The 12,819-nt window shown below is 73.8% G+C and carries 11 protein-coding genes; 2 read left to right on the top strand and 9 right to left on the bottom strand.

All coding sequences use genetic code 11. The features are described from left to right. Positions 1 to 66 precede the first annotated feature (66 nt). The 8 genes from HUV60_RS29105 to HUV60_RS29070 form a co-directional block, all read right to left on the bottom strand. Positions 67 to 948 carry a hypothetical protein gene (locus tag HUV60_RS29105; RefSeq protein ID WP_257851513.1) on the bottom strand — a complete coding sequence of 294 codons (882 nt, stop codon included), beginning with the start codon at positions 946 to 948 and terminating at the stop codon, positions 67 to 69. 187 nt (positions 949 to 1,135) lie between these two features. Next, positions 1,136 to 2,662, bottom strand: a complete 1,527-nt coding sequence (locus HUV60_RS29100; protein ID WP_257851514.1) for a hypothetical protein — start codon at positions 2,660 to 2,662, stop codon at positions 1,136 to 1,138. Between the two features lie 69 nt (positions 2,663 to 2,731). After that, a complete protein-coding gene (locus HUV60_RS29095; RefSeq protein ID WP_257851515.1) occupies positions 2,732 to 3,073 on the bottom strand; it encodes an FCD domain-containing protein in 342 nt (113 codons plus the stop codon). Next, a complete protein-coding gene (locus HUV60_RS29090; RefSeq protein WP_257851516.1) occupies positions 2,956 to 3,942 on the bottom strand; it encodes an SGNH/GDSL hydrolase family protein in 987 nt (328 codons plus the stop codon). Before HUV60_RS29090 ends, HUV60_RS29095 begins: the two co-directional genes overlap by 118 nt. After that, entirely contained in the window at positions 3,939 to 5,273 is a 1,335-nt protein-coding gene (locus HUV60_RS29085; RefSeq protein WP_443047446.1) for a glycosyltransferase, read from the bottom strand. The genes HUV60_RS29090 and HUV60_RS29085 overlap by 4 nt, the downstream gene beginning before the upstream one ends. Then, entirely contained in the window at positions 5,270 to 6,394 is a 1,125-nt protein-coding gene (locus tag HUV60_RS29080) for a glycosyltransferase family 4 protein (RefSeq protein WP_257851519.1), read from the bottom strand. The genes HUV60_RS29085 and HUV60_RS29080 overlap by 4 nt, the downstream gene beginning before the upstream one ends. A gap of 162 nt (positions 6,395 to 6,556) precedes the next feature. Then, on the bottom strand, positions 6,557 to 7,975 hold the full coding sequence (locus HUV60_RS29075; protein ID WP_257851521.1) for a HEAT repeat domain-containing protein: 1,419 nt from the start codon (positions 7,973 to 7,975) through the stop codon (positions 6,557 to 6,559). 404 nt (positions 7,976 to 8,379) lie between these two features. Further along, a complete protein-coding gene (locus HUV60_RS29070) occupies positions 8,380 to 8,772 on the bottom strand; it encodes an ankyrin repeat domain-containing protein (RefSeq protein ID WP_257851522.1) in 393 nt (130 codons plus the stop codon). Positions 8,773 to 9,084: 312 nt separating this feature from the next. Between HUV60_RS29070 and HUV60_RS29065 the strand changes: the two genes are divergently transcribed. Next, on the top strand, positions 9,085 to 9,279 hold the full coding sequence (locus tag HUV60_RS29065; RefSeq protein WP_257851524.1) for a hypothetical protein: 195 nt from the start codon (positions 9,085 to 9,087) through the stop codon (positions 9,277 to 9,279). 64 nt (positions 9,280 to 9,343) lie between these two features. After that, positions 9,344 to 11,074 carry a hypothetical protein gene (locus HUV60_RS29060; protein ID WP_257851525.1) on the top strand — a complete coding sequence of 577 codons (1,731 nt, stop codon included), beginning with the start codon at positions 9,344 to 9,346 and terminating at the stop codon, positions 11,072 to 11,074. A gap of 169 nt (positions 11,075 to 11,243) precedes the next feature. Here the strand turns inward: HUV60_RS29060 and HUV60_RS29055 are convergent, their stop codons facing one another. After that, positions 11,244 to 12,743, bottom strand: coding sequence for an SCO1417 family MocR-like transcription factor (locus HUV60_RS29055; protein ID WP_257851526.1), 1,500 nt, complete (start codon positions 12,741 to 12,743; stop codon positions 11,244 to 11,246). Positions 12,744 to 12,819: the final 76 nt, after the last annotated feature.

The raw sequence follows: 12,819 nt of genomic DNA, 5'->3' as shown, positions 1-12,819 counted from the left end.
ACGGGGGACAGGGGCGGGGGACGCGAAGGTGGGCGGCGGGGCCGCGGTGCCGGCGGGGTCGGCGGCTCAGGTCGAGTGGAAGGGCAGTCCTGCGTCGGCCACCAGATCCAGGTCCTCTCCGCTGTCTGCGGGCAGCAGGGTCGGGGTGCCGTCGGTGACCGGGACGACGCCCAGCTCCAGCAGTTCGGCCAGGGCCGCGCTGCCGGCCAGGTCGCGTACCTGCAGCTGGTAACGGGCCGTTGTGCGGTAGGTGCCGCCGTTGTCGTCGCCGGTGCGTTGCAGGAAGCCGGAGTCGGTGAGGAAGGCAGCGGCCTTGGCGACGATGCCGGTGGTCGAGCCCGCGAGCCTGCGTGCGTCCTTGGTGGCGCCGGTTGCGCTGCGTCTCGCCCAGATCCGCCAGGCTGTCTCCAGCCCGGGGGCGTCACTGGCCGGGTCGGTGTTCTCGCCCTGCTCCGCTGCCCGCTCCTCGAGCCGGTGGCAGGTCTGGCGCACGAAGGCGTCGACGCCGTTGACGGTGACCCGCCCGATGTAGCCGTCGTCGGCGAGGTCCTCGGGGCGCGGGAACGCCATGACGGCGACGGCAAGGTGCGCGAGTCCGTGCAGGAACCTGTCCCCGCCGTCGGCGGAGGTGCGCCGCGCGTAGTCGCCCATGCGGATGGCGAACACCGAGTCCTCGGCGGCGGTCACGGCCATTCCCGCGCGTGGGGACACCTCCAGGACGATCAGGCCGAGGCCGGTGGCCACGGCGTCGGTGAGCCGCGCGAACGGCGGGTCCTCGCGGTAGCGGCGCAGCAAGTCCGCGTACTCCTGGTCACGGGCCGGCTGGAGCTTGGGCTGGAGGCCGAAGGCGACGAGCCGTGCCGCGTCGGCGGCGTCGGCGGGGGTGACGGCCCCGCCCGCCGGTACGGCGGAGGACTCCGCCTCGCTCCACTCGGCATGCTCGGTCACGGACACGGGTCCTCCTCGCACGGGGCAACGACGGGAGCGGCAGAAACGGCAGGAAGGCCGGTGAAGGCGCCGCGGACTGCGCGGACCGTACGAGCGGCACGGCCCGTGCCGACAGCGCGGAGCACGCGGACTGCTGTCCCGGGGCCGTCGGCCGTGGACGGTGGCCGGATCCCCGGCGAAAGCATCATCACGCCGCCTCCGTCCGGTCCGCCGCCATGCCCGCCGCGTCGAGCAGGGCCGTGCCGACGATGAGGTCGGCGCCGCCGAACTCGGGATCCTCCAACTCGACGCCGTCGTCCACCGCGAAGAGCAGCCGCCGCTCGCCCTGGCGGTAGGCGGTGCCGACCGGCGGGCTGGCGGCGTGGACCGCCAGCAGGGCCACCAGGTACGGCAGTTCGGGGTCCTGACGGCGTGCCTCGGCGAGCAGTCCGGACAGCCGGCGGGGCGCGTCGGCCGGCAGTTCCAGCAATGTGGTCGCGGCCGCCAGCTGCCCCTCGGTGAAGCGGCTGTCGTCCGGCGTGGCGATCAGGTCCGGTTCCGGCATCTCGGCGCCCAGGTGCTCCCGCTCCACCGGCGGGGTCAGCAGGATGCCGACGAGGTCGGCGACCCGGACGGACACCGGTGTACGCAGTCCGGTGCCGCGGGCGAAGAAGGCGTCGGTGACCCGGACCGCCTGCTCCAGGGGCAGCGGGAGCAGCGGCGCCAGGAGGTGTCCGTAGAGGTCCGTGCCCGAGGACGACGCGGGGGTGGCGAAGGCCTGTCGGTCCTGTTCGGCGCGGAACAGTGGGCCGGCCTCCAGCAGCCGGGACTGCAGCTGGGTGTGCCTGCGGATGCAGTCCTTGACGATGTCCACCAGTTCGGCGGCCCTGCGCTTGTGCTCCGGGTCCTCCGACTCGTCGCGGGCTCTGCGGATGTTGGTGAGGATCGCGTTCTCGTGGCGGTACCGGTCCGCGACGTGGTCCAGGGCCTCGGCGATCATGTCCGGGACGGCACTCAGCCAGTCCACCGCGCGCACATTGCGCCGGGTGGCGTCCAGCGCGCGGCGCAGGGACTCGGAGTACTGCACGGTCCGGTAGCGGGCCTGCTCGGCGGCGAGCTGGGCGTCGGCGAGCCTGCCGCGGTTGATGAGTACCTCGAGCTTGACCTCGGCGGCGATCTGGGCGCTGGTGACGTCGGTGTCCAGGGCGCCGACCAGGACGTTGACCGCCTCGTCCGTGGTGCGGAGGTAGACCGTGCCGCCGGGGCCGGGGACCTCTTCGATGAGCTTGAAGTCGTAGTCGCGGCGAACGTAGGTGCCGTCCGCGCCGAACACGCCGTACACGGTGCGGAAGCCGCGGTCGACGCTGCCGACGTTGATCAGGTTCTCCAGGACCCAGCGGGCCGCCCGCTCGTGCTCACCGGCGGGCCGGCGCGGGGCCTGGGCGGCGATGCGAGGGATGAGCCGGGCCACTATCTGTTCGTGGTCGGCGCCCGTGTCGAAGTCCATGTTCAGCGTGACCAGGTCGATGGCCGCCAGGGCGATCTCCGCCATGCCGTACACCGAGTACTCGCCGGCCAGGTTGGCCTTGCGCGCGTCGAGGTCGTGCAACGGCGCGGTGCAGGCGAGCGCGCGCAGCCGCCGGGCCAGCCCCTCGTCGGCCGCCGGGCCCAGCGCGGGCCGCGGCCCCGCGCTGAGCTGGGGCGGAGCACTGTCCGTCGATGCTGGTGAAGTCACGGTGCACAGACTAGGTCCTCGGCCTGACAACCACCCGAACGACGCAGACGCGTCACGGTGTCGCGGTTGTCACACACCCCGTTCCTCCTCCCCCGCCCTGCGCCGGTACGCCTCCGCCATGCGCTCGGGCGAGTCGTCGAGGTACCCCGCCGGCAGCGCCTCGGCCCGGTCCCGCTCCCCGGACCGCAGAGCCCGGAGGATGTCCGCATTGCGGGCCGTGTACGGTTCGTGCAGCCGGCGAGGTTCGTCCACCACGTGGAAAGCCGGCCTCGGTTCAGCGAACACGCCGCGCATCAGCTCGTTCGTGCGTTCGCTGCCGGCCGGCGCCACCAGTTCCCGGTGGAAGTGGATGTTGGCCGTACCCACTGCGTTCCAGTCGCCTTCGCGCGCCGCAGCGCACGCTTCGCGCACCGCCTCGGAGAGCGCGTCGAACCGGCAGGGCGACTCCCGGAGACCTCGTACGACGGCGCAAGTGCCGCCGACACCGAGGCGGAGGCCCGCAGGTCGAGCCGGATGCTCGTGCCCCGCGCGCGATGCCGCAGTTCGTCGGCGGCGAGCATGAGGAGCTGGGGCAGCAGGTCGGTGCACCGGCGGGCCACCCATCCGGTGCCGGCGGTGACCATCCACCACAGGCTCGCCCCCGGGGCGGGCGCCGCGGACTGCGGCTCCGGCGAGGGCGCCGGTCCGGCCGCGAGGCCACGTTCCGCCAGCAGTGCGCGGAACCTCAGCGCCAGTTGACGGTGCCCCCGCTCTCCGGGATGCATCCGGTCCACGCTCCACATCGCGCGGTCGGTGACCCAGTCGTCCTCACCGGCGTGCAGGTGGACCGCGCCGTAGCGGTCGGACAGTGCGTGGACGACGGTGTTGACCGCACGCTGCCGCCGGGCCAGCGGCCTGGCCAGTGCCCCGGGCAGGCCCATGACGCCGCCGGGGTCGGGCAGGCGCGCGGTGAGCAGCACGGCCCCCTGGGCGGTGCAGGCCGCGTACACCTGGTCCAGTCGTCTGTCGACGGCGTGGATGTCGAAGCTCTGGCGCAGCGTGTCGTTGACCCCGACGACGACCGAGACCAGCTCGGGCTCCAGGGTCAGCGCCGCGGTCAGCTGCGCTTCGAGCACGTCGCACGTCCGCGCCCCGCTCCTCGCGAGGTTGGTGAACCGCGCGGGCTGCTCACCGAGCGACCCGGCGAGCAGCGCGGCCCAGCCCCGCCATCCGCCGGCGGTGCGATCCCCCACGCCCTCGGTCAGTGAGTCTCCGAGGGCCACGAAGCGCACGGGTCTCACAGCGGGCCTCCCGGCAGCACCGCGGGTACGTACCGGTCCGGCACCACGCTCTCCCGTCCGTTGTCCAGGGCGCTTTCCCGCAGGCCGTCCCGTACGGTCACCTGCCGCGGGGCCTCGTGGGCGTCGAGGAAGGCCGTCACCGCCGCCTCCCACCCGAAGCGTTCCGCACGCGCGCGTGCCGCCTCGCGCCGCACCGTCTCCGGCCGTCCCAGCAGGAGTTCGACGGCGTCCGCGAACGACTCTCCCCGGTCCGCGGCAATCGCCCCGGCGGGGCCGAGCACCTCCGGCAGCGCGGACGAGGTGCTCGCCACCACGGGCGTCCCGCAGGCCATCGCCTCCAGCGCGGCGAGCCCGAAGGTCTCCGCGGGGCCCGGCGCCAGGCACACGTCGGCACAGGCCTGGAGGGCGCCGAGGAACGTCCGGTCGAGGACGTGGCCCAGGAAGACGACGGGCAGTCCGCGTTCCCGCGCACGCTGTTCGAGCCGCTTCCGCAGCGGACCGTCACCGGCCACCACCAGCACCGCCTGCCGTCCACGCCGTCTCAGCGCCTCGAGCGCGTCCAGCGCCGTACCGGGCCGCTTCTCCACGGACAGCCGGGTGCAGGTCAGCAGCAGTGTCTCCGCCGCGCGCGCGTAGCGGGCCCGCACCGAGGGGGCGCGCAGCGCGGGGTGCCGCTCCGTCAGGTCGACACCGAGCGGCGCCCGTACGACGTTGCGGGCGCCGATCCGGGTGAACTCCCGCTCGGCGAACTCGGTGGTGCACACGACGCGCGCGTAGGTGTGGGCGGTACGGATGTTGAGGGCGTCGGCGGTGCGCCGCGCGCCCCCCTCCGGCATGCCCCAGGTACGCAGCACGCCGTCGGCGGTCTCGTGGGAGACCATGACCGCGGGCACCCGCGCCCGCCGCGCCCATCTCCCGGTCCAGCGCAGGGTCGTACGGTCGGACACCTCGAGCCGGTCGGGCGCCAGTTCCTCGAGCAGGGCGGTCAGCCGTCGCTTGTCGGTGAGGACGCGGTAGCCGCCGGTGCCGGGCAACAGCGGTCCCGGCAGGGTGATCACCCGCCCCTGCCCGGTCTGCCGGTCGCCCGCCCGGTCGCCGGGGACGATGAGCACGGACTCGTGCCCCGCCGCCCGGTAGCCCTTGCCGAGTTCCCGCAGGGCGGTGCGCAGTCCGCCGGAGGCCGGTGCGACGAAGTTCGCGAGCCGTACGATCCGCAGCGGGCCTTCGGCCCCCTGGGAGCCGTCCGCCGTCGCCGGCACCGGGCGGAGCGCCGGGTCCCCTGCAGGGGGAGCACCGGTCGGTCGAGCGCCCGTTCCCGCGGTCGCGTTCATGCCGCCACCGCCGTCCGGCGCCCGGCGAGCACGTCCGCGTAGTGGCCGATCAGCTGGTCCCCGACGGCGGCCCAGGTACGTCCTTCGACCATGGCGCGCCCCGCCGCCCCGTAGGAGGCCCGCAGGCCGGGGTCCGCGGCCAGGGACCACACCGCGTCCCGGACCGCGGCGGCGTCGCGCGGCGGCACCAGGAACCCGGTTCGCCCGTGGACGACCAGGTCGAGCGGGCCGCCCACGGCGGGCGCGACCACGGGTACGCCGCTCGCCATGGCCTCCTGCACGGTCTGGCAGAAGGTCTCGAAGGGGCCTGTGTGGGCGAAGACGTCCAGCGAGGCGAAGAGGCGGGCGAGTTCGTCGCCGGTGCGGCGTCCCAGGAAGACCGCGCCGGGCATGGCCTGTTCCAGGCTCGGCCGGCTCGGTCCGTCGCCCACGACGACGACCCGTGCTCCGGGCAGGGTGCTCGCCCCGGCCAGCAGCTCGACCTGCTTCTCGGGGGCGAGCCGGCCGACGTAGCCGACGATCAGCTCACCGTTCGGGGCGAGTTCCCGGCGCAGTGCCTCGTCGCGCAGGTCGGGCCGGAAGCGGACGGTGTCCACGCCGCGCGGCCACAGCTTGACCCTGGGGACGCCATGCGCCTGGAGGTCGCTCTGTGCGGCGCCGGACGGGGCGAGGGTGAGGTCGGCGGCCGAGTGCACGGACCTGATACGGCGCCAGGCCGTGGCCTGACCGGCGCCCATGTACGTGCGGGCGTAGCCGGCGAGATCGGTCTGGTAGACGGCGACGGCGGGCAGGCCGAGACGCGAGGCCGACGCCATGCCGCGCACCCCGAGCACGAAGGGGCTGGCCAGGTGGACGAGGTCGGCCCCGTGCTCGGCGATCGCCGCGGTGACGCGTCGGCTGGGGAGAGCCACGCGGACCTGCGGGTAACCCGGGAGCGGAAGGGAGGGGACCCGGACGACGGGGCACGGAGCCTGGCCGTCGGGCTCGTGGCCCGCGGTGGCGGGGGCGACGACGACAGGGGTGTGGCCGCGGTCGACGAGGTGCCGGGCGGTCTGGAGCGCGCAGTGGGCCACGCCGTTCACATCGGGGGGAAAGGATTCGGTCACGATGACGACTCGCATACGGGTGTTCTCGCCGTACCGGACGTGGCCACGTCAACGTGGATCTTTCCGCTGGGGGAACGTCCCGTGAGCGTTGCCCCGCGCACCCACTCGGGCCGAACGCCGTCCACGCGCGCCTGGCCCGCGGGTCGTCCCTTGTTCACGCTGCGCGCGTCCGGGCGGTCACACGACGGTCTCCCCGGGACCCATCCGGCTGCGTACGGCGGTCTGCACCTCGGCCTCCTCTGCGGGGTCGGCGGCGAGCCGGCGCAGGCGCTCGACGACCCGGGCGTCGCCGGTCTCGGCGTGCCGCGCGGCGATCTCGCGGGTGGACTCCTCGCAGTCCCAGAGACACTCGACGGCGAAGCCGCTGCCGTAGGAGGGGTCGGTGGCGGCGAGGGCACGGGCGGCCCGGCCGCGCAGGTGGGAGGAGGCGGTCTCGCGGTAGATGTGCCGGAGCACGGGAGCGGCGCAGGCGATGTCCAGGCGTCCTGCACCGTCGACGAGAGTCCACAGGGTCGGCGCGTCGGGGCCCTCCCCCCGCACCGCCTCGCGCAGGGCGCCGAGGACCATGTCGCGGTCCTGGACAGCGCCCCGGCAGGCGAGGACGCGGCCGGCGGCGGCGCCCAGGGCGTCGGGCCGGCCGGCCCAGCGGCGCGCGCGGTCGACGGCGGCGAGACTCCGCATCCGTTCGAAGGCGTCGACGGCGGCCTCCACCACGGGCGCGGGCCCGGCGGCCACGGCCCACTCGATCAGGGTGAGGGCGTCCGGGTCGTTGCCGTCGGCCAGGTAGCGCAGGGCGGTGCAGCGGGCGCCCTCCGTGCCGTCCTCGGCGGCGCGGACGATCTCGGGCCGGTCCTCGGGGCCCGCGACGGCGGTGAGGCAGCGGGCGGCCGGGACGTGCAGAGCAGCACCACGCTCGATCCCTTGCTGGGCCCATGCGAACACGGCCTGCACGCTCCACCCGGGGCGGGGACCGGCGGGGCGCATCTGCCGCTGCCAACGGTCGAAGTAGCCGGCCTCCTGGGCGGCCCGCACGCGCGTGGCGACGGATTCACGCGGGTCGTCGGCCCACAAACGCCAGGGGCGCGGTTCGAAGGCGTCGCGGACGGTGGCGGCCAGTTCGGCCTCGCCCTCGGGGTCGGTGGCGAATCGCGCGAGCACGGGGGCGGCGAGGGCGCGCAGGCCCGCGTCGTCGTCCCGGAGGGCCAGTTCGTCCAGGGCCCAGGCCCAGTTGGTCCCCTCGGCGGCGTACCTGCGCAACAGGGCGAGCGCGTCCCGCCTGCCGTAGGAGGCCAGGTGTCCGAGTACGGCGAGGGCGAGGCCGGTGCGGGACTCGTCGGTGTCGAGGATGTCCTCGGCATCGACGAGGTGGGCCTCGATGGCGTCCAGTTCGCCGTGCAGGTCCAGGTAGAGGCGGGCGTAGTAGAGGGAGCGGTTCTCCACCTGCCAGTCGTGGCGCGGGTCGTGGAGCACGCAGTGGTTCAGCGCCTCGAGCGTTTCGGAGCGCGGGGCGGTGAGCGCATGCAGCGTGCCGTCGCCACGACCCCGCTGGAGCAGGCCGAGCAGCGTACCGCTGGGCGCTATGACCGGATCGAACATGGGAAACAGCCTCACATCGAGCGTCGACGCAACCGGGGACGTGCCTTACCTGGCCGCGTGCCAACACGTCGGGGCGCCCGCCGTTTCCTGCTTGCTGTAGACCATCTTCCTCTGCCTCTCGTCGGTGGCCCTTGCGGACCGCATCACGGCCCGCGCGGTGCGGCAACACCTGCCCAGCCATCGCGTCCGTGAATCACGTCGTCATGATGACCCGGCGGTCACATCTGCCGCGACCGAATTCCGGCGGCCTTCTACCGCCTCCCCCGTTTGCTGCGTGATTCCGCTGCCGTTTCCGCGCCTCCGCCGGTCGGAGCGTGCGCGTCCGCGCGGGTCAGTGCCCTTCGGTGCGCTTCTTGATCGCGCGGCCTTCCGTCCGCCGCGTTCATCCGCGGCGCCGGTACGCCTCAGCTCACGCCGAACAGCTCGAGCAGCTCCACCCGGGCGAACATCCGGGCCGTGTCGACGGCCGAGGGAGTGCCGGCGGCCGGATCGGCACCGCCCTGCAGGAGGGCCTTGACCACTTCGGTGTCGCCCTTGAAGGCGGCTCCCGCGAGCGGGGTCTGCCCCCGGTCGTTGATCCGGTCGACGTCGGCGCCGCGTTCCAGCAGCGCGCGGACCACGTCGGCGTGACCGTGGTACGCGGCGAGCATCACGAGGGAGTCGCCCCGGTCATTGGTGAGGTTGGCAGGCACGCCCGCGTCGACGTAGGCCACGAGTTCCTCGGTCCGGCCGCTCCGGGCCATGTCGAAGATCCTGGTCGCCAGCTCCACGACCTCGGGGTCAGGGGCTTCGGTCATATCGGCCGGACCGCCTCTCACCACGGATCACTCCGCGTATCGGGGACAGGGCGTACGTCTGCGAGCGGGGCAGAGCCGTACGGGTGAATCGCCAGGGTACTGGCTCGCCCGGCACATGGGCCGACGCTCCCGAGGTAAAGATCACGGCATATCCGGCCGTGCGCAACCGCCCACGTCGCTCAGGGCGGGAACAGTCCGCCGACCGGGCGAAATAAGCATCAATTCACTCACTTGCACCTTTTGTCGTATAGATACATTCTGTGACCCTGGAAGTACTCATGGTGACTGCCCCCGCGAACCAGGAGAACTCACATGATCCTCTCGATCTCAGGCGTCGTCCTGCTCGGCATCGTCCTCTTCATCCTCTGCCGCAAGGACGGCCTGAAGCCGTTGCACGCCATGGTGGCGATGCTCTTCGGCTTCTATCTGGCCAGTACGGCCATCGCGCCGAGCATCAAGGCCGGCGGAGAGAGCCTGGCCGGCCTCCTCGGCGGCATCAGGTTCTGACCCCGCCTCCAAGCCCCCGCCCACCCTCACCCCCCACCCACCCACCCACGCCCTGGAGGCAGCAGTGGCCCGGCGCCCCCTTCCCCGCATCCTGAGCAACCGCGGCGCTCACCTCGCCCGGGGCCGGGAGCTGGCCCGGACGGCGGCCGACGGCGCCACCGACGTCCTCCACCCGCTGATCACGATCGCGCGCGGACTGCGCCGACTGGCCTCGGCCGGGCGGCGCAGGTGGCTCGACACCCCCAAGGACCGGCGCGGTGCGCTGCTCTTCCTGGTGGCGTCGGTGATCCTGGCCGTCGCACTGCTCCCGTACGGTCCGCTGCTCGCCGCCATCACCCTGATGGCGGCGGCGGCCTGGCAGGGCCGGAACCTCACCCCGGCCGCACCGGACGGCCCCGACGAGTCGCAGGCCCAGCGTCTCAGGTCGCTGTACGACGCCCTGGTGCCGTACTTCTCCTCGGCAGGCGATCCCAACCCCCTGTACACCCACGGCGGCACATGGGAGAAGGCCTTCCCGGCGTACGAGTTCGACGGCACCGGCCGTATCACGCGCCTGGTGATCGTCTACCCCGCCTACTACACCGACAGCGAGGCGGAGTCCCGCGCACGGATCGAGCATCTGCTCGCCGCCAAGTCGGGGCGCGGCCGCGAATACCACTTCGCCTGGGACGAGGAGGGCAATGAGCTCACGGTCCAGGTGCTCGCCCCGCTGCCCGCCGACATCGCCGCCCAGCGTTTCGTCACGTCGCCCGGTGAGACGGTCCTCGGTTTCACCGACCCCACGCAGGTGCGCCGGACCCTGCCACTCACCCACGGCGAGGAGCGGCGCGACGTCCCCCCGGTCGTCTGGCGCACCGGCATCCGCTCCACCGAACCGCACCTGCTGGCGGCCGGACAACCCGGCAGCGGCACCACCACCCTGCTGCGCTCGGTCGCCCTCCAGGCGCTGCTCCACGGCGACGTGGTGATCGTCGACGGCGGCGGCACCGGTGAGTACGCGTGCCTGACCGGACGGGATGGTGTGCTCGCCGTCGAGTGCGGCCTGGCGGGCGTGCTGGGGAGTCTCCAGTGGGCCGCGCACGAAACGGAGCGCCGGCTGACCGCGGCCAACCGTGCTCACCAGGCAGGCGATCCGCCACCCGAGGACACCAGGCGGCCGCTGTGGATCCTGCTGGACCGCCCCAGCACGTTCACCCACCTCGCCGCCGCCGACGGCCGGGAGGACCCCCAGTCGCTGCTCCAGGTCCCGCTGCGGCACGGCCGCCCGGCGAACGTCACGGTCGTCGTCGCCGATCAGCTCGACAGTCTGGAGACCCTCAGCACCGCGGTACGGCAGCACACCCGCGCGCGTGTCGTCCTCGGCCCCGCGACTTCGGAACAGGTGACGGCCGTCCTGGGCACTCCCCCGCGCACCACCCCCCTCGATCACGTCCCCGCGGGCCGCGGATACGCCCGCCTGGGTACAGGCCCGGTGCACCGTCTCCAGGTCCCGGCCACGCCGAACCCGTACGACGACGCGACCGGCGACGACCACCGGCAGGCGGTACTGGAGCTGCTCCCGGCCCGCTCCGTCCAGGACCACGCACGGGCGGAGCCGGAGCGCACCGCACCGGAACCCGACCCCGTGCACGGGGTCACGGCGGACACGATGTCCGTGGACAAGAACTCCAGGGACAAGCCACCCCTGGACCTGACCGCCACGGACAAGACCACCACGGACACGCATACGGCGAACGCGGAGAAGACCCCTCTGGAGCCGGTTCCCGCGGAGTCGGCCGCCACCGAGTCCTCCTGACCGTCCGCCGCGCGTCGGCCGTGGCGCCCCGCCCCCGCTCCCGCCGTCCCTTCGTGCGGGCGCCGACACGATGGGGGGTGCCCCCGCTCATGGGGCGCGCCCCTGCCCGAGGGAGCTTGGGGAAAGGGCGCCGGGCCCCGCGTCTTCGGCATGGTCCGCCGGGCAGGCCCTACGCCACGAAGGTGCGCGGCGCCTCCGCCCCGGACGTCCCGCCGTTCTCGACCATCCGTGCCGCCGCGGCCAGCCGTAGCGCCGCCTCCTCGGCCACCGCGCCGCCCACGGTGAACGGCAGCCGCACATATCCCTCGAACGCCCCGTCGACCCCGAAGCGGGGCCCCGAAGGCGCTCGCACACCGACCCGCTCCCCCGCCTCGGCGATCCGCGACCCCGAAAGCCCTCCGGTGCGTACCCACAGGGTGAGCCCGCCGCGCGGGACCTCGAACCGCCAGTCGGGCAGTTCCCGGCGCACCGCTCCGACCAGCGCGTCCCGGTTCTCCCGGGCCTGTACACGCCGGATCTCCACGGCCCGCTCCCAGCCGTCCGTGCCGAACAGCCAGTTCACCGCCAGCTGCTCCAGGACGGGCGTACCCAGATCCGCGTAGGCGCGCGCGGCGACGAGGCTGCGGATCACATCGGGGGCCGCGCGCACCCAGCCGATGCGCAGGCCGGCCCAGAAGGCCTTGCTCGCCGAGCCGACCGTGATCACCGTGGACCCGGCCGGGTCGAAGGCGCACACGGGGCGTGGCATCTCCACGTCCGGATCGAGCCAGAGTTCGCTCATCGTCTCGTCGGCGACCAGCACCGTCCCGGCCGACCGCGCCGCGTCCACGAGCCGGCGGCGCTGGTCCTCGTCGGCGAGCGCGCCGGTCGGGTTGTGGAAGTCGGCGACGACGTACGCGATGCGCGGCGCCGCCTCCCGCAGCACCCGGCGCCAGTGGTCCACGTCCCAGCCGGCCAGCCCTTCCGCCATGGCCACGGGAACCAGCCGGGCCCCGGCCTCGCGCATCAGCTGGAGGATGTTGGCGTAGGACGGCGATTCGACGGCGATGCGCTCGCCGCGGCCGCCGAAGAGGTGGCAGATGGCGTCGATGGCGCCCATCGCCCCGGTCGTCACCATGATCTGCTCGGGCATGGTCGGGATGCCCCGCGCGGTGTACCGGTCGGCGATCGTCGCGCGCAGCGCGGGCAGTCCGGCCGGGTAGTCGCCGTGGGTGTGCGCGTAGGGCGGCAGTTCCTCCAGAGCGCCCTGCACGGCGCGGGTGAGCCAGGGTTCGGGCGCGGGCAGCGCGGCGCAGCCGAGGTCGATCATCGAGCCGAGCATCTCGGGGGGCAGCGGTTCCAGTCCCCGCGCGGGGACCGGGTTCCCGGCCGGGACGGCGGTCCAGCTGCCGGCACCGCGCCGTGACTCCAGGAAGCCCTCGCCGCGCAGCGCCTCGTAGGCGGCGGCGACGGTGGTGCGGCTGACGGACAGGGACAGGGCAAGCTCCCGCTCGGCGGGCAGCCGGGCGGCCACGGGGACGCGCCCTTCGAGCACCAGGAGCCGGATGCCGTCGGCGAGGGCCCGGTAGGCGGGCGGGCGGCGGGTCCCGGGGCCGGCAGGGCGGTCCTGCTGGGAGTTGAGCAGCCGGGCGAGCTGCGCCGCACCCACTGCAGAGGTCCACTGCGCCACCACAATCAGTCCACCTTCCCTAAATTGGCCATGGATGAGGTCTCCATATATGCCACAGGGTGTCATGCATCGGTCC

Source organism: Streptomyces sp. KMM 9044, from assembly GCF_024701375.2.
In the GTDB taxonomy this organism is placed as follows: domain Bacteria; phylum Actinomycetota; class Actinomycetes; order Streptomycetales; family Streptomycetaceae; genus Streptomyces.
Note: the sequence above shows the minus strand (reverse complement) of the source record. Positions and strands in the feature narration are given on the sequence as shown.